A 23230-nucleotide genomic window follows, 5' to 3' on the forward strand; every position below is an offset into this window, starting at 1 on the left:
GTTTTACATCGGTAGCGACACTCTACCAGAAGACGGAGTCTGGATTTAACGTATTAGACCTTGGACTTGCCACACTAGCGCATTATCGCGAAACCCCCTCCGGTACGGTCCGCATCAATGCCAGCCAGCACGCAATTGATAAATGTCTGCTGCCAAAGCTTGCGGTATTTAAACAGCGCTATCCTGATATCAGACTCGAACTCATGAACGAGAGTCGGTTCGTCGATATTATCGAGGAAAGATTCGATGCGGGCGTTCGCCTGGGACCCGAAGTAGGCCATGGCATGGTTGCAGTACGCATAACGCCCGATATGGAGATGGCCATTGTGGGGACCCCTGAGCATTTTCGTCGCTACGGTTTTCCGCAAACCCCTGCGGATTTAAACACGCATCCCTGTATCGCCTATCAGTTTGCCGATGGCAGCTTATACCAGTGGGAACTCAATCAGGATGATAAGAAAGTCACTCACCGACCTGAAGGGCAATGGGCCTTATCTGACAGCTATATGGAGGCAGAAGCCGCCCGGCTGGGCCTGGGGCTGGCCTATGTTCCTGTTGAGCTAGTTGCTGATGATTTAGAACGCGGGGTGCTTATCAGGGTGTTACAGCGTTACAGTTTGCGAATGGAAGGGTTGTTTCTTTATTACCCTCATCGCAACGTGTCCCCCGCCCTAAGAATGGTCATTGAGACACTCAAAATTTGATCATTAGTGATGAAATATCCTTCATGGCACCCAATTATGTTAAGTGGTATCTGGCTTTCAACCACCAAAGGCCGCTATGAGCGAAAAGCGCAGGACCAGCTTAGAGACTATAACTGCTCAGGTAATTTTTTAACCTAAGCATTGGTGCATACAGTCAATGAATGTTGCCATCGCCGGGCTAACCGTTCTGTCTGCATGATGGGCACAAAGCGCCGTAATCGTTAACGGCGTGGAGGAAAAGGGCAGCATTGTTAATTCGCCCGACTCCAGCTCTTGCAACACACTGAACAGTGGCAGAAACGAAACGCCCATATTGCTGGCCACGCATTTTTTTATGCTTTCAATGCTCCAGAGTTCAATCGTATTGTCTAACGTTATCTTTCTGTCACGGAGAGTCAATTCAAATATTTGCCTGAATACGCATTGAGGCTCATTGATAATGAAGCTTACCGGGATATGCTGGCCACTCTTGGTGAAATCAACATCCCTAAGTTGTGGGGAGGCAACCAACACCAATTCCTGCTGCCCAAAATATTCCATGTGCAGCGCATCATCATGGCCCACACGGTAAAACACCCCCAAGTCCGTATTATCGTTAAGCAGCGAATCTCGAATTGCATAGCAGTTGACCGACTGAAGGGAGAGGCGAACTTTTGGCGCTTTGGCCCTGAACAATTTAAGAACGTCCGGCATTTTATAAGCCAGTAAGGTTTCCCCAACCATCACCCGCAAGTCTCCGGCCACGTCTTCCTCAACGGCGGAAATCTGGCGAATCCCCTCAAGTACCTGTGTCAGCTCTCTCACTCTTGGCAGGAGTAACTTCCCGGCTGGCGTGAGCACCATTCGGCGTCCCACTTTCTCGAAAACCTTGTATGAAAGTTCCTGTTCCAGCTGTTGCAGCTGAAAAGTGACGGTGGATTGCGTACAGCAAAGCTTGCGCGCAGCCAGAGCAAATGAACCTTCTTCAACCACCGTTTTAAAGGTGATGAAACGACGTAAATCCATCCTGCCCCCACGCATAAAACATCGAAATATTGAAACTGTGGCATTCAAAACATTCGCTTTTTTGAATGTTTACCGGCGGCTACTATGCAGCAGGAACAAGGAGAATACAATTGACACCAACAATTATCAGTGGTTTTTTGACCTATACATTAATTACCGCCCTGACCCCGGGGCCCAACAATATCCTGGCGTTAAGTTCAGTCAATCAGTATGGTTTTCGCCGTAGTCTGCGCGTCCTGGCAGGTATGAGTGCTGGTTTTCTGGTCCTGATGCTGGCCTGCGGCATGTTTACCTATGCTCTGACCAGTGTTCTTCCGTCAGTAACCCGATGGCTGGCATGGATAGGCGCTGCGTATATACTCTGGCTTGCCTGGCGGATTGCAACCAGCCTCCCGGCAGCTGCAGATGCCACCGGGCGACCTCTGGGTTTTTGGATCAGCTTTTGGCTTCAATTTGCCAACGTCAAGATCATCCTTTACGGTATTACAGCCTTGTCTGCATTCGTTTTACCCTATACCCATGATATTTTATGGATAACCGCCATCAGCATTCTGTTGGCTGTTATTGGCTGCGTGGGAAATTTGCTCTGGGCGCTGGCTGGTCATCTTTTCCAGCCACTTTTTCGCCGGCATGGTCGGTGGGTTAATTTAATACTGGCTCTGTTACTGGTTTATTGTGCTGTCAGGATGTTTTTCTAACACTCAAAATAGAGAGTGCAACTAGCCGGTCCTATGCGATCCCCAGAGGTCTCAGTTAATTCAACAACGCTGAAAACGTGGGAGGACGATAGCTGGATAAAGTCCTCCCCTCTGCATGAAAGTGTTAACTACCACCGCAACGTATCGCCTGCCCCTGCTCATCAAACACCAGGATATTTTCGCAACGGGTACCGATGCTCACCTCTTCACCCGAAGCAAGCTTCAGCTGGTAAGGCACCTTCATTTGTAACGTGCCGTATTGCGCAGAGCCAAGCAATACCACCGTAGAGTCACCATGCATTTCAGTGAGCTCGTTCTTCACCTTCAGACAGAGCTCTGCACTGTCGGTCAAGGAAAAATGCTCCGGGCGGATGCCTAACGTCAAGGTAGAACCGGCTGCCAGTTCAGCATTCGCCAGATGTGAAATAAACACGCTTTGCCCATTAATATTTACCCGACCATGCTGTTCATAAACCACGTCAAACAGGTTTATTTTTGGCGCACCAATAAATCCGGCGACAAAAATATTGGCCGGACGGTTATAAACTTCCTCCGGCGTCCCAACCTGCTCGATTCTGCCCTGATTTAAAATGACGATCCGATCGGCCAGCGTCATGGCTTCCGTCTGATCATGAGTCACATAGACGGTGGTTTTACCCAGGTTTTTATGCAGCTTACCGATTTCCTGCCGCATCTGAATACGCAACGCCGCATCCAGGTTAGAAAGCGGTTCATCAAACAAAAATACGTTCGCACAACTGACGATCGATCGCCCAATCGCCACGCGCTGGCGCTGGCCGCCAGATAGGTGTTGCGGCAAACGCTCCAGATAATTATCCAGCTGCAAGATAGCTGCGGCATTGGCGATCCGAGCGGCGATTTCCGACTTCGGCGTCTTGATGTTTTTCAAGCCAAACGCCAGATTTTCCCGTACGGTCATATGGGGATACAGTGCATAAGACTGGAACACCATCGATACGCCGCGTTCTCCGGCATTCATATGGGTAACGTCCTGGTTACCGATCTTGATTTCACCGCCACTGACTTCTTCAAGACCCGCAATCATTCTTAACAGTGTGGATTTGCCACAGCCCGAAGGACCGACCAGTACGATAAACTCCTTGGAGGCAACTTCCAGGTTGACCTGATTAATGGTTTTAATATTGCCATAATATTTTTCGAGACCGGTAAGAGAAACGCTAGCCATTATCTGCTCCAACATTGTGCTGTCGACTATTCAAAATTTAATTAACTTTCATACCCGATGGCTATTTAGCTTGAATAAGCTCGGTCAACTGTGCGACTTTTTGTTCCAGTAATCGGAGGTCACCGCGGGTTTCAATATTTAAGCGTAACAAGGGTTCAGTATTTGAGGCACGCAGGTTAAAGCGCCAGTGCTCAAACGCCATACTCAGGCCGTCGGTTGCCGTGGTTTGCTGCACGCTATCCGCATAAAACTGTTTTATCTGCTGGATGCTGGCGTCTGGGTCCTCAACGGTAAAGTTAAGTTCGCCCGATACCGGGAATCTTGCCTTGCTGGCTTCAATCAGCGCAAATAGCGATGTCGCTTTGCGCGACAGTAATTCGATGATCAGCAGCCAAGGGATCATACCGCTGTCGCAGTAGCCAAAATTGCGAAAATAGTGGTGAGCACTCATTTCACCGCCATAAACGGCATCATGTTGGCGCATGGTGTCTTTAATAAACGCATGGCCCGTTTTGGCCTCGATCGCCGTGCCATCAAGTGCCTGTGCAATCGCCTGGGTATTCCATAACAAGCGTGGATCGTGGATGATTTTGCCACCCTGGTTGGCACGCAGGAACGTCTCTGCCAGTAACCCGACGATGTAATAACCTTCAATAAAATTACCCAGATGATCGAAGAAAAAGCAGCGATCAAAATCCCCATCCCAGGCAATGCCCAAATCCGCCTGGTGCTCCAGTACCGCCTGACGAGTGACGCCCTGGTTTTCGGACAACATCGGATTGGGGATACCGTTAGGGAAAGTGCTATCCGGCCGATGGTTAATTTTAATCAGACGAACCGGCACCTGGCGCTGCGCCAGCGCAGTTTCCAGCGCATCCAGCGTCGGCCCTGCAGCTCCGTTGCCTGCGTTAACCACAATTTTCATCGGCGTTAATGCGCCAAGATCAACATAGCTCAGCAAGTGCTCAATATAGTGTTCACGAATAGACCGAACGGCAAGCTGCCCCTGAATGGCAGACGGCGTAAATTGATTTACCTCCGCCAAGCGCTGGATGTCATACAGTCCGTTATCACCGCTGACTGGCCGCGAATCCTGCTTAACCAGCTTCATGCCATTATAATCTATCGGATTATGGCTGGCGGTAACCTGGTTCCCCCCGTCAACGCCATAAAAGCGGGTGGCGAAGTAAACCTCCTCGGTGCCCACCATGCCAATATCTAGCACATCGGCCCCGCCGTTCATCAACCCAGCTGCCAACGCGGCTTTCAGATCGACGCTGGTCGCGCGGGCATCGCCGCCTACCACCACGGTTTTTGGCTTTAGCCACTGACAGTAAGCGCGGCCAATCCGCCAGGCTATCTCTTCATTTAACTCCGAACCCAACTTGCCCCGAATATCGTAGGCTTTGAAACAGGTTAACTTTTCCATTTCCTTTCCATGTGGTTATGCCGAATCACGAATAATCAGTTCAAAATCCAGAAAGATATCCTCGGTCAACTGACCCGCGATCAACGCCCTGGCGGCATGATGCCCTTTGGCAACAATGGGTTGGCGGATGGTGGTCAGGGCAATCGGGGGATCCTGAATATCAATATCATCAAACCCGGTGATCGCCATCTGGCTGGGAACCGGGATATTGTGGCTTTGGCAGTAGTGATAAACGCCGAAAGCAAAACGATCGGACAGGCAGATGATGGCCGAAATGCCCGGCTCCCGCGCCAGTAGCACCTTGGCAGCCTCTTCGCCCCCCGCTTCGTCATGATGCTGTTCCGCGACGTGGCTGGTCGTTAAATCAATACCCGCGGCAGACAATGCCTTGATACAAGCGCTAACGCGGCCAAAAGCCACGCCGTTGTCAAATTCATCAGAGAATTCGGCCAACGATGACAGGACGCCGGCCTCCTTTTTCACCGGGAAGGCGACAATGCCGAATTTTTTATGGCCAGCTGCCAGCAGATGCTCGCAGATAGCCCGCATGGCGGCAGCATCATCAATAGACACACAGGTGAAGTCCTGCAATTTGATATCGGTAGTCACCACCGGCAACCCGCTGGTTAATGCGGCCTGGACAATTTCATCATTGCTATAGGTCGCATTTAAAATATAACCATCGACGACGGCACTCATCATGCGTTTTTTAAATTCGTTATTCACTTTTAGCGGCATCAACGCGATATTGATGCCATGTTTCTCGCACTCTTCGGCAATCCCACGCATCAGCGCAATATCATGACGATCGGAGAAAACATAGCTCAGATTGTCGTTAAAAATGACGCCAAGCGTGCCGCTTTTACCCGTGCGCAAGAATCGTCCTGCCCCCGTGGGGCCATGGTAATTAATGGCTTCGGCATAGGCCAAAATTTTCTCACGCAGCTCGGGTGAGACTTTTTCTGGGTGATTAAACACATTGGAGACGGTGGTATGCGTAACGTTTAACGCCTCGGCAATGGTTTTTAGTGTTTCGCGTTTTTTACCAGTGGTCATGTTAAAAGCTCCGGGAAGAAAAATGCACCAAATTGCCCCTACTATATCCCAATCTGCCTCATGCCATGATCGGTTCTCACCACCAGGAAAGGCATGTTACTTCAATTTTAACGTTAAAATTGCCACATACGTCACCATTTTAACGTTAAAATAAAAATAATGAGATGTGAGAACACTCACAGAATCCTGTTATCTTCACTGCTATTTTAACGTTAAAATCTGGCCTACCCGCCGCTCTTCCTACAGATGGATCGTTCATAGGAAATAAATTCATGCGCAAAAAAATCAATAACACCCTACTTTCTCTGGCTATCGCCGCCAGTTGCATAGCGTTTACAGGCTGTGATGACAGTAAGATTGCAACTAACAATGAGAAACAGGAAATAACCCTATGGATCGCCCCCAACAACGTCCAAGAGGCATTTTGGAGCGAAGTTGTAGGCGAATGGAATCAACAAACCGACAAAAAGAAAGTGGTATTTTCCACCATCCCGGCAGCCGGGAGTTCGGAAGAAGCGATCATGAACGCGATTGCCTCTGACCGTGCGCCGGATATTTCAGAGAATATCTTCACCGGTTTTGGTACGCAGTTGGCTGATTTGGGCCAGATCGTCGATCTCTCTTCACTCGAGGGTTATGAAGCATTAATTCAGACCCGTCAGATGAGCGATATCATGAACAACTGGGGCTATAACGGCAAAAATTACATTCTGCCGATTTACATGAACCCGGTGCTTTTCTGGTGGCGTAGCGATCTATTACAGCAGCAGGGTTTTAGCGGTATTCCGCAAACCTATGATGAGGTGTATGCCCTCAGTGAAAAATACACCATCGAGAACCAGCGATACGCGGTGCAAGCGACGTCTGGCCGCAACTGGTGGGATCGCTGGTTTGATTTTATTGCGCTCTATTATGCCCAGAACGGCGGTAAGCCTTATATCGCCAACCAACAAGCTACCTATGACAACCAGGCAGGCCGCGACGTCATTGGCTTTTTAAACACGCTGTTTGAAAAGAAATGGACCGTCTACGACTTCGGCCAGGATGACCCTCTGGTGACCGGCAAGGTGATGGGCGCGGTGCGTGGCCCTTGGGACATCAGCCGCTATCAGCAGCAGTATCCGGAAATCCTCAAACAAATCAAAATTGGCCCGATGCTGGTGAAAAATCAGCAGGACATGCCGCATACCTTCGCCGATGGCAAAGGATTGGTGCTGTTCAGCCATTCCAAGGTGCAACCCGAAGCGTGGGAGTTCATCCAGTGGGTGTTCAGCCAGCCAAAATTTGATAAGCGCTGGGTCGAGCTGACAGGCATGCCCCCCGCCAGAGCGGACTTACTGACCAACCCGCTGTTTACGCAATATTACCAGGATCACCCCTACGCCGCGGTCTACGCCAAATATGTCAACGTCGCCGTGCCGCCAGCGTCCAGCAGTGAAACGGTGGAAATTCAACGTAGCATGACGCAAATGCTCGAGAAAACCGCATTTAAAACCGTCACGCCGGATCAGGCACTGGAACAATCCGCGCAGGAAGTGAACGCGCTGTTAAAACCTTAGTCACCACAACTTATTGATTTTTCATTTGATGCTTCGCTGAAGGTGGCCGTTAGTTATGATTTCTTTCAAGCTTAAAGATAAACACGTCGGCGGCATTCTGGCGGCCTCCTATCTGGGATATACCAGCGTATTCTGGCTGTATCCCTTTATTTGGCTCGCAGTGTTGTCGCTGACCGAATGGCGCTTTGTCGGCATGCCTTCATTCAACGGCCTGCAAAACTTTGTTCTGGTGTTGCAAGACCCGCTGTTCTGGAAGTCGATGCTGAACGTCCTGCGTTTTTTAATGTACTACCTGCCGGTGGTGTTTATTGCTTCGCTGTTGTTTGCATTTGGCTTACAGAAATTGAAATACGGCAGAACCTTTGTGGGCCTGAGTTTCTTATTGGCCAACGTTTCCTCCGGCGTGGCCTACTCCATCGTGTTTTCCAAAATCTTCAGCCAGAACGGGCCATTGAACACCTTTCTGTATGACTGGTTTGGTTTTACTCTGCCCTGGTTAACCAGCCCGGACTTCGCCATGTTGTCTATCTCACTGGTAGTGACCTGGAAGTTCGTTGGTTACTACGGGCTGATACTGTTTTCTGGCCTGAACAGTATCCCCAAAGAAATTTACTCGGCGGCAGAGCTGGATAACACCCCGCCTATCAAGCGCCTGTTGCGTATCACATTACCGCTGATCAACCCACAGTTGATCATGGTGCTGGTATTAGCCATTACGGTCTCTTTTGCCATCTTTACCGAACCCTATCTGATCACCGGCGGTGGCCCCTTAAACAGCACCACCACGCCAATGGTCGTCATGTATGAAGCCGCATTTATGAAGATGCAACCGAGCTGGGCGGCCACCATGTCCATTTTTATCGCACTGATTAGCTTCACTCTGATCCTGACCGTCAGAAAGCTGCTGGAAAGAAAGGTGGAGATCGTTTAAATGAAAAAATCTGTCAGTAGTCTGATTATTCATCTGGTTATGTTCGTTTTGGCGTTGTCATGGCTGTACCCCTATATCTGGATGGTGCTTTCCTCCTTTAAACCTTCCGCCGAGGTTTACACCACCGGGCTGTTTGAAGGGAGCCATTCTTTCGATAACTACCGTTTTCTGTTTGAAAACACCGGCAGGGTAGAAAAACCCTTTTTAAAGACCCTGCTTAACTCGCTGTTTATCGCCACGACGGTCACCGTAGCGGTCACGCTCAGCTCCATGTTTATTGGTTTTGCGCTGGCTAAAATGCAGTTTGCTGGTCAGCGGTGGTTTAAAAACCTGCTGTTTTTACAAATGGTGTTTCCGGCCTTCATGTTCATCATTCCGCAGTTTGTCCTGGTGCGCGAGCTGGGGCTGTTAAATAGCTACAGCGCCATGATTTTGCCCTTCCTGATGAGTGCCTGGGGGATCTTTATGATTTCGCAAAGCTTCCAGAGCACGCCGAATGACTATATTCACGCGGCCAAGATCGATAACGCCAGCCTGTGGCAAATCATGATCTATCTGATGATGCCACTCAACAAAGCGATCATCGCCATCGTGGCGCTGTTCACCTTTGTTGGCACCTGGGACAACTTCCTGTGGCCACTGATTGTTATTCAGGATGAGAGCAAAATGCCGCTCTCGGTGCTGCTGGCTACCTTCAGCAAATCCTATGGCGTCTACGTTGGGCCGGTGATCGCCGGTGCCGTGCTCCAGACCATCCCGATCGTCGTGCTGTTTGTGTTATTCCGCAAATACTTTATGCAGGGCATGTCCCTGTCGCTGAAATAAGGAACGGCTGCAATGACTGAGCAAGCGTGGTGGCGTGAAACCGTGTTCTATCAGGTCTACCTGCCCAGTTTTCAGGACGGCAACGGCGATGGGGTCGGTGATTTTTATGGGCTGATAGATCGGTTGGACTACCTGCAAGCGCTGGGGATTGGCGGGCTGTGGATCACCCCTTTTTATCCTTCTCCTCTGGTAGATAACGGTTACGACATTAGCGATTACCTCAATATCGCCCCGCACTATGGCACGCTGGCGGTGTTCGAGCGGTTTATCGCCGAAGCCCATCAGCGCAATATCCGGGTGATTATTGATATGGTGCTTAACCACGTCTCTACCGAGCATCCGTGGTTCAAGGACGCCTTGAATAACCCACGCAGCCGCTATCGTGACTATTTTATCTTCACCCGTCAGCCTAATAACTGGCAGTCGTTCTTCGGTGGCACGGCCTGGGAGCCTGAAGCCAATGGCGGTGAATACTATTATCACAAGTTTGCCGTTGAGCAGGCCGATCTTAACTGGGCTAATCCCGCTGTCGCTGCGCAAGCCAAGGCCGTGCTGGATTTCTGGCAAGCCTTGGGGGTGGATGGCTTCCGGCTGGACGTGATCAATTTCCTGTCATGTAGCCCCCTTCGTACGGACAACCCAACGCTCGACAACGGCGAACAACAGCACCTTTATGATATTAACCAGCCGGGGATTGAGTCATGCCTCGCCGATTTAATCGCTCATGTACGAACCAAAGGCCCCTGCTTTATTGTCGGGGAAGTGGGTAGCGACAAGCTTGTCGAGCTGGCTCGTTATCAAGCTGACGGTCTATGCGATGTGGTTTTCAATTTTAATTTAGGCAGCCTGCCAACCTTTGATTTACCGCAGATGGTCCAACAACTGACGCTGATGAACGACCTGGCTGGCGGCGTGCCGACGCTGTTCTTCTCCAGCCATGATATGCCGCGGATGATTAGCCGCTTTGGCGAATTTGCTGGCGATACTGCCCGGGCGCAGGCGGTGGCTTGTCTGCAATTAATGGCCCGCGGTGTGCCTTTTATTTACTACGGTGAAGAGGTAGGCATGCAGGATTATGTCGCCAGCGAGCCGAATGCCATTTATGACATCCAGGGGCGGACGCACTATCAACAAAGATTGACCGCATGCGGTAACCCGGAGGAAGCGTTTCAGTATGCGTTGACCAAGAGCCGCGATAATTCCCGTTCGCCCATGCAGTGGTCTGCCGACTCCTTCGCCGGTTTTAGCACCCTGCCGCCATGGATGCCGATTAATGAGAACTATCGGGAGATCAATGCCGCTGCCGCGCAAGATGAACCCGACTCCCTTTGGCATGGCTATCAACAGCTCATTGCCCTGCGCGGCCGCTATCCCGTGTTTCATTACGGCGACTACGAACAGATCATTCAGGTACAAGACACCCTGATATTCAGCCGCCGTTATCGCCAACAACGTGCCACCGTCATGATTAATTTTGGGGAGGCCTGCCTCTTCGAGGTGCCCCCTCACGTCAGCATTTTATTTGATACCCGCCAAATACCTGGCCAATTGACCAACAACGATATCGTTATTTTTGTCGAGGATAGTAATGATTAGATTTTCCGGTAACCCATTAATCACCCCCCAGGACATTACGCCAAGTCGCCCGGGATTTAAGGTCGAATGCGCGTTCAATGCAGGCGTCACCCGCTTTGGTGATGAAACTATTATGTTGGTGCGCATTGCGGAAAGTGTGATACCCAGCCACCAAGGCACCACCGTGGTTCCCTGGTTAGCCGAAACCCCGGAAGGCTGGCAGGTTACCACCAGAGAGTTTTGGCATAACGACCCCGCTTACGATTTTAGCGACCCACGGCTGATCGTCGATAAGGCAGATCCGGCCATCGTCTATCTGACATCGCTCTCTCATCTTCGGGTGGCCAGAAGCAGCAATGGCGTCGACTTTGTGGTTGATGCACAGCCATTTATCTTCCCAGACAATAGCTATGAAGCCTTTGGTTGTGAGGATGCCCGCATCACTGAGATTGAGGGGGCCTTTTATATCAACTATTCCGCCGTCTCTTCCAAAGGGATCTGTACGGCGCTGGCGGTAACTCAGGACTTCACCAGCGTTGAACGCCTGGGATTAATATTCTGCCCGGATAACCGCGACGTTTGCCTGTTCCCGGAAAAGGTAGCAGGCAAATACATGGCTTTGCATCGCCCAGCACCAAAACACTTCGGTAAACCGGAGATTTGGCTGGCCAGTTCCAACGATTTGCTGCACTGGGGACAGCATCAGCATCTGCTGGGAACATCCCAAGATCCCTAGGATGCGTTAAAGCTGGGCGGTGGTGCCCCGATGCTGAAAACAGCCAAAGGCTGGCTGCAAATTTACCACGGGGTAGACGTGAACCAACGTTACGCCCTCGGTGCCATGCTGCTCAAGTTGGACGATCCCAGCCAAATCCTTGCCAAATCGGCGGTCCCCTTGCTGCAACCACAAGCACCTTATGAGCTTCACGGCTTCTTTAATAACGTCGTCTTTACCTGCGGCGCGTTAATTGAGAACGATACCCTTCGAGTCTACTACGGTGCCGCAGACGAAAGCATGTGCCTGGCTGAAATGCCGTTGAGCCAACTTTGGCAACACCTGTCGGTGTAATTAGGGAGAATACGCCATGCATCATCACTCTCCGGCCAGCGTGGCCGAACTGATCGCCGACTATCACCAGAGAACGTCGGGTATGACCTTCAACACTGCCCGGCTCGAATTCACCGGCGTAGGCGACAAGGATGTCTATAACATTACCGCACCCTTCACCTCTACCGGGCTACAGGTGATTGCCGGGCGCGTTGAAGCCAGGGACTCAGAGCGTTCAACGATTGTCTTCTTTCATGAGCAGCAAGGAAAATGGACGCGGGTTGCAGATGCACCCACCTTCCCGTTACAGGATCCCTTCTTTTGCTTTATCGCCGGTGAGCTGATAGTGGGCGGCGTCGAGGTTAACCCTCATCCCGAGCATCCGGAGCAACTTGTCTGGCACACCGTGTTTTATCGTGGGCGTGACATCATGTCACTCAACCGTTTTGCTCGTGGCCCGGCAGGCATGAAAGACATCCGCTTATGCCAGATCCAGCCAGGACGCATCGGGGTCTTTACCCGGCCACAGGGCGATATCGGCGGCAGAGGCACCATTGGATACGTTGAGATCGGCAGCCTGGAGGAGCTCACGCCAGAAACGATCGCCAGCGCGCAATTGCTCGATCGGCAGTTTAACAGCGACGAATGGGGCGGCGTCAACGAAACGCATTTACTCAGCAACGGTACTATCGGCGTACTGGCCCATATTGCCTGTTTTGATCAACAACAAAGGAGGCACTACTACCCGGGAGTCTTTATCTTCAACCCGGACACCAAAAACTACACGACAATAAAAATCATTGCAGCAAGATGTCATTTACTGCCAGGTGACGCTAAACGCCCTGACCTGGTCGATGTCATTTTCCCCGGTGGCCTTATCGCGTTAGGTGATAATCGCTGGCGATTATATGTCGGTGCCAGCGACGCACAAGCGCACTGGATTGATATAGAGGATCCTTTTATCGGCATGTAATTCGTAAGCAATCGATATTGCGCTTTTAACTGGCTTAATGGAAAAACTAATATTAATCATATTGGATGGCATTGCCATGGCCAAAAACCAGGTAATGCCACCAGTTTAGAAGGGATTATAATGAAATATTCTAAAATTTTTTCTCTGCTTTTGCTGGCTGGTCTCAGTTCTACTGCTTATGCAGAGAACGCCCCCAATAACACCAAAGCTTCAGGTGCTGAAAACCGACCTGTTTTCGCCGGTGACAAAATTAGAATAATTAAAGACAACGGTGAAATGGTGGATACGGTCATCGAACTCAGCGATGACAATATCGGTATTATTCGCCTGCCAAAGGATGAACGTTCTTACTTCCACGGTAACTGGTTGGCAGAGTATAAAATAGAGCATTTCCGCAATGAAGGGCGCAGCACCAACTCGCGTCCGGTGCATGAGATCGTGTTTGCCGATGGGCGTGTCAACTTCGGTGACAGCGGCTGGAACACCGGTTTCGTCCTCAAACAGGTGCACTTTACCAACGACTCTCGTAATGACAGCAAGCAGAAAACCGACTTCCGTATGATCGAGATGGAAATCCGCCCGGCATGGGCGAAAAGTATCGATAAACACTGGTTTATGCTGGAAGGGATCTACCTGGGTAAAACCGGTTATGAGAAAAACCGTACCACCGGCCACAATAATAACATTGGCGGAGATGGCTATGGCTTCCGTCCTTACTACCGTTATCAGGTATCGGACAACTTCAGCGTCAACACCGATATCAAAATGCTGGTAGAGGATAAGGATGCTCGTGGCGCCGATAGCGGACGCTTCCAATTTTATGAAGCGCTGGTGAATTTTAACTATCGCGTGGCAGATCGTGTCAACGTCGGTTTTGAAGTGTTCCGCAAAGAAGGCCAGGACTTCAACCATGATGGCGACAAAACGGCGAACGTGCTGGAACAGGAGTTTCGCCCCTGGGTTGCCTGGAGCATGGGGAAAAACAACTTCCTGTTGAAAATGGAGCCTCAATTACGCCGTATTGGTGGCCGTGACGGTTATAAGGAAACTTCCAGAAGCGAAAAATATATCTTTAACTACAGCTATCCGATTACCGACAGATTTTATGCGGTTGCCGAGTATTTTTACCGGGTCGAGCATGACAAAAAATTCTGGGATCACAACATCCGCGATCCCAATGCCTATAAAAATACCGAGACTAATTTCGGCAAGCTGGGCGTGAACTATGTTTTTTAAATTGAAATAAGTCACTCAATAACAACAAGGAAAAAAAATGAAACTATTACCTACCCTGGCTTGCATCATTGGGTTAGCCACGTTCTCGGCTTCCGCCACCGTGGTGAACCCCGCGTATCTGGATGCCCTTTACCAAAAGATCACACTGGCCGACAACACGGAATTGGGTCTGATCCATATCTATAGTGAATATCCTGATTATCGCTGGGTGAAAGATCCTATCGAAGGCGTATCGGCAATTGATGACGTCGCCAGGGCCGTAGTGTTTTATCAACGTCAGTACCAGCTAAACGGCTCTGCGACAGACTTGGCCAAGGTTAAGTCGTTGGTGCAGTTTATTCTCCATCAGCGAGCGGAGAACGGCTATTTTTATAACTTTATCTACCCGGATCACTCCATAAACAAAACGTACAAGACCAGCGTAGCGGAGCCCAACTGGTGGACATGGCGCGCCTTATGGGCCCTGACAGAGGCTTACCCTACTCTGGTAAAGACAGACGAAGCGCTGGCGAAAAAGGTACACGAAACCATTTTCGCCACCACGGCGGTTATTTATAAAGACTTTAACTTCAAGCAGACCCGTGGTGAAAAAGACGGTATTGCGATAGCCGAATGGTTACCGCAAACCGCAGGAGATCAGGCTGCGATATTGCTAATGGGTCTGAGCAATGCCTATAAGTTGGAGCCCAAGCCGGAAATTGAAAAAGTGATGCGTGCGCTGGCGGCAGGCATCATGCTGATGCAGGTGAAGGATAGCGCCTCCACGGTGAATGGCGCATTTTTAAGCTGGCAAAACATGTGGCACGGCTACGGCAACAGCCAGGCTTATGCTCTGCTGACGGCAGGTGAAACGCTGGGGGACAGGGAGATGATTAAAGCGGCGTTTAACGAGCTGGATCACTTCCAACCCGCGCTGATCAAAAATGGTTTGGCAAACTGGTTCACCGTGCAACAGCAGGATGAGAAAGTCACCGTGATCGAGGAACAGACGTTTGCTCAGATCGCCTACATCATCCGCCCAATGGTGTTTGCCAACGTCAAAGCCTGGCAGATATCCCGCGACACGGCTTATTTGCAGCAGGCCGTCGATTTAGCGTTGTGGTTGTTTAACAAGAACCCCGCACAAGCACAAATGTATTTTCCCGCCACAGGGATCGCTTTTGATGGCATCGATTCACCCACCAAGGTAAATAAAAACTCGGGAGCGGAATCCACCATTGAAGCCTTGCTGACGTTGCAAAGCAATGAGTCCGTCCCTGAGGCTAAACGTCTGCTGGATGCGGCGCTGGAAAAGCAGGATATTGAGCGGTAATCCCAACTGATTTACCCGATGCGGTGCCCCCTCACCCCAGCCCTCTCCCGATATAGAACCCTGGGATATTATACGCACAGCGATGGGGAGAGGGAGCGAGTCCGGAGCCGCAGGTAGGCACTGATGTCAATTTGTAGCACGTTCAGTCCCCTCTCCCTTTGGGAGAGGGTTAGGGTGAGGGGCATCGCAAACCGTATTATTCGCTTAACTGACAAGCATTACGCCCCTACAGTCGGACATGTTACCCAGTCAGCAGCATTGCTACTTTTTCACCCGGAAATACGGGATCGGCTACTAGCAAGATTTTCTATGTGGGCGTTTGATCACAGACAAACTTTAGCGTAAGTGATTGAATAGTAGCGCAGAGAGGAGGGTTTCCTCCTCAATGGCTTGCGAACTCGCCCCATACTGCCGCTACGGCATCTCTGCGCGAAACGCTTGCTATAGTGCCCCTGTTTGCGGCATGTTGACAATATCAGCCCCAGCCGAATGTTCCTGTGACCCTTAGAGCAACGCAATGATTAAATGGCCGTGGAAAGCAATTCAAGCGCAGGCGGAAACGTTTGCCGACTGGCAGGAAGCCCTGGACATCCCCCTGCTCTCACCGCTGGATGAACAAGAGCAGCGGCGTTTGGTGGTAGTCGCCAGCCAGATTTTGCAAAATAAACGTATCGTGCCGCTACAAGGGTTGGAACTGACCTCCCTGATGCAGGCGCGTATTGCCCTGCTGTTTGCGTTGCCAGTGATGGAGCTGGGTGCAGAATGCCTGGACGGCTTTAACGAGGTCCTGCTCTACCCAACCCCCTTTGTGGTAGAAGATGAATGGCAGGATGACATTGGTCTGGTACATTCCGGGCCGGTGGTGCAAGCAGGCCAAAGCTGGGAACAAGGGCCGATCGTACTTAACTGGCTAGACGTGCAAGACTCCTTCGACCTTTCCGGCTTCAACCTGGTGATCCACGAAGCGGTGCACAAACTGGACATGCGCAATGGCGGTACCGCCACCGGGGTGCCCCCCATCCCGCTGCGCGATATTGCCACCTGGGAATATGATTTACACGCCGCGATGGAAAACCTGCAGGACGAAATCGATATGGTGGGTGAAGAAGCTGCCAGTATGGATGCCTACGCCGCCAGCGATCCGGCGGAGTGCTTCGCCGTGCTTTCAGAGTATTTCTTTAGCGCCCCAGAGCTGCTGTCTAACCGCTTCCCCGCGTTGTATGACCATTTCTGCCGCTTCTACAAACAGAATCCGCTGGCCCGTTTACAGCGCTGGCATGCAGACAGCGAGCCGCAACGCCTGTGAGTTTGCTCATATCATGAGCAGTCGCGCGGCCACAACCAATTTTGCGTTGACACGATCTGCACGGCTGGATATGATGCGCCCCGTTCAGACGATTCCTCTGTAGTTCAGTCGGTAGAACGGCGGACTGTTAATCCGTATGTCACTGGTTCGAGTCCAGTCAGAGGAGCCATATTTAGAGAAGCCCGCTTAGGAAACTAAGCGGGCTTTTTGCTGTTTGCCATTCAATCGTCGCAGGGTTCACCGAGCATGGGCATCAAGCGGCTGACCCAGGCAAAGAAGGCTGTCGCCTGCCAATCATTCGAAAAACCAACCCCACGATAAACCTTTCAAGTTGGCCAATAGCGCCTGCCTGTGTCTGCGGATTTAACCCCCCCATCAAGACTGAGCTACTGTCCCCAAAAATACTTCTGAGTTGACCTAAATATTACGCCATCTTGATAGGCGCAGCTCGATAGTTAATAGCCGATAACAACGCCATGAAGTGAATAGATGTTTCCTCCGCAGGCCAACAACCGCTGGAGCCAAGACGGCGAAATGTTTCCCCAGCAGCCAAGGCAATCTTGTTCGGTAACTGACAATCACTCAGCATCTGTGCCAATGCCTCCATCTCTTCCGCCCTGCGCGTAATATGGTCTGGATAGGTTGGGACCAGTTTTCGTAAATCAGACAATGTACCTCCCAAATGGTACTCGATCAGTTTGAACAGAGGATCGGTGACATCAAAGGCATTGGCGGTATTAGCCGTTTCAAACAGGGCAGCAGTAACCGCCTTGTTAAAACCTGCAAAAGCCATTTTGAAAATTGATGCCTGAACAACCTCATCGCCAAGCCGAATCACTGGCAATATATTTTTAAATAATTCCTCTAATGGCATGGTGTCTGGACCGCTGACATAAATTCGTCCTTCTTTACCTAAATGCGAGGCGCGCCCGATAATACAGGCATTGCAAAAAGGCAACGAAGCCTGGTCGAAAGCCCTGCTCAAATACTCTGCATCCGTTGGAGTTTTTGCATTCAGATCGATAAAGACGGGCATAACACTCTTTTCACGGCAGGCACTAATTGCTTGATGTGCCACATCTACAACTGCCGATGGGGGAACCAGTGACAAAATCAGGTCACTCTCAACCACAGCATCTATCATGCTGTCACGTATGCCGATCCCGATCTCCCTTGCTGATTTTTGGGTTTTCTCGCTACGGCAACCCACCGGACTGACCGTTTCATGACCAGCCGCCAATAGCAATGCTGCAAAAGCGCCGCCCATCTGGCCCGGATAGAGAATAGTGACCGTCGACATGATATTACCTCCAGTACAGGTTTAAAGGTTCGGTGTCATTCGCGGGACAATGCTGGCTCCAAGAAGAGCCAAGCCACCGAAAACGGCAATCGCCGCATAAATCTCAAAGGCGACAACATAGCTACCCGTGATATCGAACAACAGCGCCGCCAATAACGGTCCACCGATACCTGAGATCATGACCAGAGGCGTAACGATCCCCATGATAACGCCTTGGTTCTTGCGCCCGAACAACGAAGCGAGCAGGAAAGGCATCATCATGATCAGCCCTCCGGCAGACAAACCGCTCAAGACACCATAGCCTAACTGCAGTTGCCAAATACTCCCCGCGCTGATGAACAGGATGAGTCCTATCGCCTGCAATATTGAGAGGCTAAGAACGACCCACTTCGTTGAGACTTGTTCCACAATAAAGCCCGTTAATAACTTGCCCAAAATGGCAAAAGCGCCATAGGTCAAGATAACACTACCTGCCTCGGCGGTTGTGAAACCAAGCGACTGAGCCGCTGGAACCTTATGTAACAAGGCACCTTTCAAGACAAAATCGCTGAGATTCCAACCAACCATTAGAAACCAGAATCCTGGTGAACGAATGACTTCTGTCAATGTAAGGTCAGGGCAGGTTTCCCCGTTTTGTGCTGGAGAAAATTCGCAGCCTTGTTCCTCGCCAAACGGCAGAAGGTTCATATCTGCTGGCTCGCGACGCATAACAAAGATAGCAAGTGGCACCAAGATGAGAATTGGCAGGAAACCAAGAAAGAACCAGGTAGAGCGCCAGTCGGAAATAGACAACAACCAAATGATGACTGGCGACAATAATATACCGCCGAGGTTGGCACCGGATGATACCAAACCGGTTGCACGCCCACGCTGAGTTGAAAACCATTTGGCAATTAGAGGAAACACTAAGGCATTAGACAGACCTGCAACGCCGATACCGCCAATTACACCAAAAATCAAAGCGAACTGCCAGAAAGTTTGTGTGAAAGAGACCACGCTGAGCGACAGACCAACAAGAATAGCGCCAACCAGCATAATAATTCTTGGTCCCCGTCGATCAACCAACCAGCCGACAAGAGGTGCAACAATCCCTGCGATCAATTCCCTGAATGCAATTACCCCTGTAATTTGAGTATTGGACCATCCAAGTTCTTCACGAGCCGGGTTGATGATGAAACCCATGGTCTGGAAACCGATACCCGCACGGATGGACGATATAGCCAAACAGGCTAAAGCAATATACCAAGCATAGTGAATACGCGTTAATCTACTCATGCATATCATGGCCTTATAAGTTGGGCTTCGTTTGGATAGATTATGTGGCGATTAATGCCAAAATCGGCCATCACGCCTTCATCTGTACCGGCGACGTTCGTTTTCACAACAGCGGAGAACAACAAAAATAACCGAAAAAATACTGGGAATTATTTACAAAATCGTTTTACTCCCATACCCCCTTCGCTTTGTAGATGAGCAAAAACTGACTGCAAATAAAGCAATACACGTAGTTAACAATAAAAAACCTTAAACACTATGAAGAAAATATGAAGATAACGTCAAGAAATGTTAACCCAACGCTCGGTATTGCTGAGCAAGATCAGCGTTCCCTTTCCGATCCGCAATAATCCCTGAGCATGCCAGCCATAGAGAATTATTCAAGTACTATTCCATCAACAATGAATAAAAGTTAACTTTACCATTACAAGCAATTATTATAATAACCAGACATTATTTATTAAACTTAAAATACTCTCAAATAAATTAAACACATAAAATAAGACACCTATCTATAACGAAATATTGTAGTATGTTTTATTAGAAATCACAGACCTTACCACATTAAATAAATATGAGACACCAATCATATAGGTTTAACGCCACGTAGTTAAAATCGATAGTCAAAATAATGGCATCTCTCCAGATGAAATGTATATCCCTTTGTCGAAGAACTGGAGTCGGGTTCCGGCCATTGATTGGAGAATGTGAAAACTTATCGTCGTTTTGCGGCACGGCCCTCCTAAGCGTCAGGAAGGTGATACCGGGTAAAAAGTGACTTTAATCGCAATGCGCTTCGCCATTTTCGAAAGTCGTCAGTGAAACCAACCTCGCACTTGACTTATTTTGTCTAATTTGTATTTTAAGGACATGCACACCTTTCTGATTATCGTCCCCGAAGGGGGCATGTTATTCGAGCCTACGGGCATTGCCGATATCCTGATGCAGGCCAACCGCTTGCAGCCAGCGGATCCCGCACATCCACCGTATCAGGTGTCGATCGCCACGACCCAGGCGCATCGCGTGATCCGGGGGATGTCGGGGCTAAACCTGCTGGCCGACCACCGCCTTGCTGACCTTGACCCCACACTACCGCGTGACACCATCATGATCACTGGCAGAGGCATGAGCATTGAGGAAGGCGATATCGTCGTCAATTGGCTGCGTCAGGCTGCACCACATTCACGGCGGGTCGTTTCGATTTGCGGCGGCGCGTGGTTATTGGCTCAGGCCAGTCTTCTGGATGGTCGCCGAACCACTACGCACTGGCGTCTGCTGGAAGCGATGCAAGCCCAATTCCCCAAGGTTCTCGTAGAGAAAGGCCCAATTTATTTGCAGGACGGCAATATCTGGACCTCCGCCGGCGTCAGCTCTGGCTTCGACCTTACGTTGGCTTTGGTGGAAGACGATCACAGCTTCACGTTAGCGCGCGATGTTGCCCAAGACTTGGTGATGTTCCTGCGTCGCCCCGGCGGGCAATCGCAGTTCAGCCGTTTTCTACTCAGCCAGGCCAATTCCCCTGGCCCAATCCGCGATCTGCAAACGTGGATACTGCACAATCTGTCCGGCGATTTATCCGTTGAAAGACTGGCGGAACATGTTGCCATGAGCCCAAGGAACTTTACCCGCGTTTTCACCCGTGAAACCGGGGTCAGCCCCGCCAAGTATGTGGAGGAAGTCCGCCTCGACGTTGCACGGCAACATCTGGAACAGAGCTCAGACAAACTCGAGCAAATTGCCGCTGCCACGGGCTTTGGCAATAGCCTCAACCTGCGTCGCGTGTTTGAAAGAAATTTACAACTGACACCGTCGGATTATCGAGAACGCTTTCACGCCCGCACCTTGTCCTAAATTGATTGTTATTTGTCATTTACGCCAAACCAGCCACGTACTATTTTGGAACCAGATAACTCACCGAGGAGCACGTCATGGTCAAAATAGGCATTAATGGGTTTGGTCGAATTGGCAGAAATGTATTGCGCGCCGCACTGGGGCGTAATGACTTTCAGGTGGTCGCCATCAATGACCTGACCGACAGCAAAACCCTGGCTCATCTGCTGAAATACGACTCGCTGCAAGGCACATTGGCCGCCAGTGTCGAAGCCTCTGAAGGCCAGTTACTGGTAGATGGCAACACCATCCACGTATTCTCCGAGCGCGATCCCGGCGCAATTGCGTGGAGCAGCGTGGGGGTGGATATCGTTATCGAAGCCACCGGATTCTTCACCGACAAGGCCAAAGCCGAAGTTCACATCACCAAGGGCGGCGCAAAACGCGTGATTTTATCTGCGCCCGGTAAAGACGATGACATCACGGTCGTGATGGGCGTCAACCACCAGAAATACGATCCCGCATTACATAAAGTGGTCAGCAACGGCAGTTGTACGACTAACGGCCTGGCACCGGCAGCACAGGTCTTGCACCAAAGCTTCGGCATTGAACATGGGCTGATGAATACCACACATGCCTACACCAACAGCCAAGCCTTGCATGACCAACCGGAGAAAGACCTGCGCGGAGCCCGCGCCGCTGCGCTTTCTATAGTGCCTTATTCTAGCGGTGCGGCTAAGGCGCTGGGCAAAGTGATCCCGGAATTGGATGGACGCCTGACCGGCTACTCACTGCGCGTACCGGTGCCAGTGGTGTCTATTGTTGATCTGACCGTCACGCTCAAACGGGATGTCACAGCCGAAGAAGTGAACGCGGCGTTTCGCCAAGCGGCAGCCTCAGGACCGTTGAAAGATATCTTGGGCTACAGCGATGAACCTTTGGTATCGAGCGACTATCAGGGGGACCCGCGCTCATCCATTATCGACGGGCTGTCTACGCTGGTGATTGGTGGCAACCTGGTGAAGATCCTCGCCTGGTATGACAACGAATGGGCGTTCTCTAACCGCCTGGTTGACCTGGCCGTGCTGATGGATCAACGTGGTTTGTAATTGTTTATCTTCTCTTGAGCGGGCGCGGCACATGCTGCGCCCGTCAGGATAGTCAATAAGTGAGCTTGGGACGACCCTGTGCGCCCCCTCCCCGTTCAGCAACATTAATCTGAAGTGCGCTTATTTTAAAGCCGGGAGTTTTAACACCTGACGCAATTCCTGTTGCGCCTGCTGATATTGCTGCTGAAAATCCTGCTGTTGAGCTATCTGTTGACTGATAACACTACCGGCAATGCGCCCAGCCTCGATATCTGACGGATAGTGGATGCCCGCCACCACACGGTGATCGCCATATTGCCAGGCGCGAGCCATGATCTCTGCACGCTTTTCCGGCACCATATTGGCCAACGTGATCCCCATCAGTGTGCCCAATGTGGTATGGCCTGAAGGCCATGAACCGGAAGTGGAGAGTTTGACGATCGGTTTGATGCGGCTATCCAGCATATGTGGGCGTGGACGCTTCCAGAAATCCTTGGCAGGATCGACAACGGCCGCTTCAGTGGCAACAATCCGCTCAAAAAAGGCGTTGGTTAATGGTAAGGCTTTGCTGTTAAATTCTGGCCCCATCACATCGCTGTAAACCCAGATATTTTCTTCTGCATCGGCTTTGGCCTTAGCCGCCATTTCTGGCGTTCTCTTCTCCTGAATATCCACCACTTCCTGCAACTCGCGCTTGGTTTGTGCTGAATCATTGGCCGGTGGTGGCGGCAGGATTTTGGTTAAATCAACCTGTTGCGCAGTGGTAAAAGGCCGAGCTTCTTCAGCGGCAAAAACGTTGAAAGCGGGTGCAACTCCCGCAATAAACAAGCAAAGCGACAAAGTGGTTGTTGAGTGTCAATACCGATTGAATTC

At 50.6% G+C, this 23230-nt stretch carries 19 protein-coding genes, 1 tRNA gene and 1 pseudogene; 14 read left to right on the top strand and 7 right to left on the bottom strand.

The features are described 5' to 3' along the window. On the top strand, nt 1-704 hold a 704-nt coding region (locus tag U869_RS0124130; protein WP_025123656.1), incomplete at its 5' end, for a LysR substrate-binding domain-containing protein. A gap of 129 nt (nt 705-833) precedes the next feature. Here U869_RS0124130 and U869_RS0124135 read toward each other — a convergent pair. Further along, complete coding sequence (locus tag U869_RS0124135; RefSeq protein WP_025123657.1) at nt 834-1709, bottom strand: LysR family transcriptional regulator; 876 nt, start codon at nt 1707-1709, stop codon at nt 834-836. Nucleotides 1710-1819: 110 nt separating this feature from the next. On the opposite strand from U869_RS0124135, the gene eamB reads away from it, so the two are divergent. Continuing rightward, nucleotides 1820-2407, top strand: a complete 588-nt coding sequence (eamB, locus tag U869_RS0124140; protein WP_025123658.1) for a cysteine/O-acetylserine transporter — start codon at nt 1820-1822, stop codon at nt 2405-2407. 124 nt (nt 2408-2531) lie between these two features. Here eamB and U869_RS0124145 read toward each other — a convergent pair whose 3' ends face one another. The 3 genes from U869_RS0124145 to U869_RS0124155 form a co-directional block, all read right to left on the bottom strand. Beyond that, complete coding sequence (locus tag U869_RS0124145; RefSeq protein ID WP_025123659.1) at nt 2532-3614, bottom strand: ABC transporter ATP-binding protein; 1083 nt, start codon at nt 3612-3614, stop codon at nt 2532-2534. A 61-nt stretch (nt 3615-3675) separates the two neighbouring features. Continuing rightward, the gene (locus U869_RS0124150; RefSeq protein WP_025123660.1) at nt 3676-5043 is read right to left on the bottom strand and encodes a phosphomannomutase/phosphoglucomutase; all 1368 of its coding nucleotides are present in this window, start codon (nt 5041-5043) and stop codon (nt 3676-3678) included. A gap of 15 nt (nt 5044-5058) precedes the next feature. Beyond that, nucleotides 5059-6099, bottom strand: a complete 1041-nt coding sequence (locus U869_RS0124155; RefSeq protein ID WP_025123661.1) for a LacI family DNA-binding transcriptional regulator — start codon at nt 6097-6099, stop codon at nt 5059-5061. Between the two features lie 272 nt (nt 6100-6371). Here U869_RS0124155 and U869_RS0124160 point away from each other — a divergent pair, with 272 nt between their 5' ends. The 10 genes and pseudogenes from U869_RS0124160 to U869_RS0124205 all read left to right on the top strand — a co-directional run bounded on the left by U869_RS0124160 (nt 6372) and on the right by U869_RS0124205 (nt 17033). Then, nucleotides 6372-7658 (top strand): ABC transporter substrate-binding protein, encoded by a 1287-nt coding sequence (locus U869_RS0124160; protein WP_025123662.1) that lies wholly within the window; start codon nt 6372-6374, stop codon nt 7656-7658. A 55-nt stretch (nt 7659-7713) separates the two neighbouring features. Further along, entirely contained in the window at nt 7714-8589 is an 876-nt protein-coding gene (locus U869_RS0124165; protein WP_025123663.1) for a carbohydrate ABC transporter permease, read from the top strand. Then, complete coding sequence (locus U869_RS0124170) at nt 8590-9414, top strand: carbohydrate ABC transporter permease (protein ID WP_025123664.1); 825 nt, start codon at nt 8590-8592, stop codon at nt 9412-9414. It begins immediately after the preceding gene. 12 nt (nt 9415-9426) lie between these two features. Beyond that, complete coding sequence (locus U869_RS0124175) at nt 9427-11010, top strand: alpha-glucosidase (protein WP_025123665.1); 1584 nt, start codon at nt 9427-9429, stop codon at nt 11008-11010. Continuing rightward, a pseudogene (locus tag U869_RS29665) lies at nt 11003-12058 on the top strand (glycoside hydrolase family 130 protein). Before U869_RS0124175 ends, U869_RS29665 begins: the two are co-directional and overlap by 8 nt. A gap of 16 nt (nt 12059-12074) precedes the next feature. After that, nucleotides 12075-13010: a DUF1861 family protein gene (locus tag U869_RS0124185; RefSeq protein ID WP_025123666.1), complete on the top strand. Its 936-nt coding sequence runs from the start codon at nt 12075-12077 to the stop codon at nt 13008-13010. Between the two features lie 120 nt (nt 13011-13130). Further along, a complete protein-coding gene (locus tag U869_RS0124190) occupies nt 13131-14246 on the top strand; it encodes a hypothetical protein (protein WP_025123667.1) in 1116 nt (371 codons plus the stop codon). Between the two features lie 655 nt (nt 14247-14901). Then, the gene (locus tag U869_RS32910; RefSeq protein WP_369795101.1) at nt 14902-15558 is read left to right on the top strand and encodes a sugar phosphotransferase; all 657 of its coding nucleotides are present in this window, start codon (nt 14902-14904) and stop codon (nt 15556-15558) included. Between the two features lie 517 nt (nt 15559-16075). Then, nucleotides 16076-16864, top strand: a complete 789-nt coding sequence (gene mtfA / locus U869_RS0124200; protein WP_025123669.1) for a DgsA anti-repressor MtfA — start codon at nt 16076-16078, stop codon at nt 16862-16864. A gap of 93 nt (nt 16865-16957) precedes the next feature. Continuing rightward, a tRNA-Asn gene (locus tag U869_RS0124205) sits at nt 16958-17033 on the top strand. A gap of 255 nt (nt 17034-17288) precedes the next feature. On the opposite strand, the gene U869_RS0124210 is transcribed toward U869_RS0124205, so the two are convergent. Both U869_RS0124210 and U869_RS0124215 read right to left on the bottom strand, forming a co-directional pair. Further along, complete coding sequence (locus U869_RS0124210; RefSeq protein WP_025123670.1) at nt 17289-18164, bottom strand: DUF1932 domain-containing protein; 876 nt, start codon at nt 18162-18164, stop codon at nt 17289-17291. Nucleotides 18165-18185: 21 nt separating this feature from the next. Then, complete coding sequence (locus U869_RS0124215) at nt 18186-19439, bottom strand: MFS transporter (protein ID WP_025123671.1); 1254 nt, start codon at nt 19437-19439, stop codon at nt 18186-18188. Nucleotides 19440-20309: 870 nt separating this feature from the next. Here U869_RS0124215 and U869_RS0124220 point away from each other — a divergent pair. Both U869_RS0124220 and gap read left to right on the top strand, forming a co-directional pair. Further along, the gene (locus tag U869_RS0124220) at nt 20310-21290 is read left to right on the top strand and encodes a GlxA family transcriptional regulator (RefSeq protein WP_025123672.1); all 981 of its coding nucleotides are present in this window, start codon (nt 20310-20312) and stop codon (nt 21288-21290) included. Between the two features lie 77 nt (nt 21291-21367). Next, entirely contained in the window at nt 21368-22378 is a 1011-nt protein-coding gene (gap, locus tag U869_RS0124225; RefSeq protein WP_025123673.1) for a type I glyceraldehyde-3-phosphate dehydrogenase, read from the top strand. Nucleotides 22379-22498: 120 nt separating this feature from the next. Here gap and U869_RS0124230 read toward each other — a convergent pair whose 3' ends face one another. Then, nucleotides 22499-23197: a phosphatase PAP2 family protein gene (locus U869_RS0124230; protein WP_025123674.1), complete on the bottom strand. Its 699-nt coding sequence runs from the start codon at nt 23195-23197 to the stop codon at nt 22499-22501. Nucleotides 23198-23230: the final 33 nt, after the last annotated feature.

Origin of the sequence: Serratia sp. H1w (genome assembly GCF_000633355.1) — a bacterium.
Lineage (GTDB): Bacteria > Pseudomonadota > Gammaproteobacteria > Enterobacterales > Enterobacteriaceae > Chania.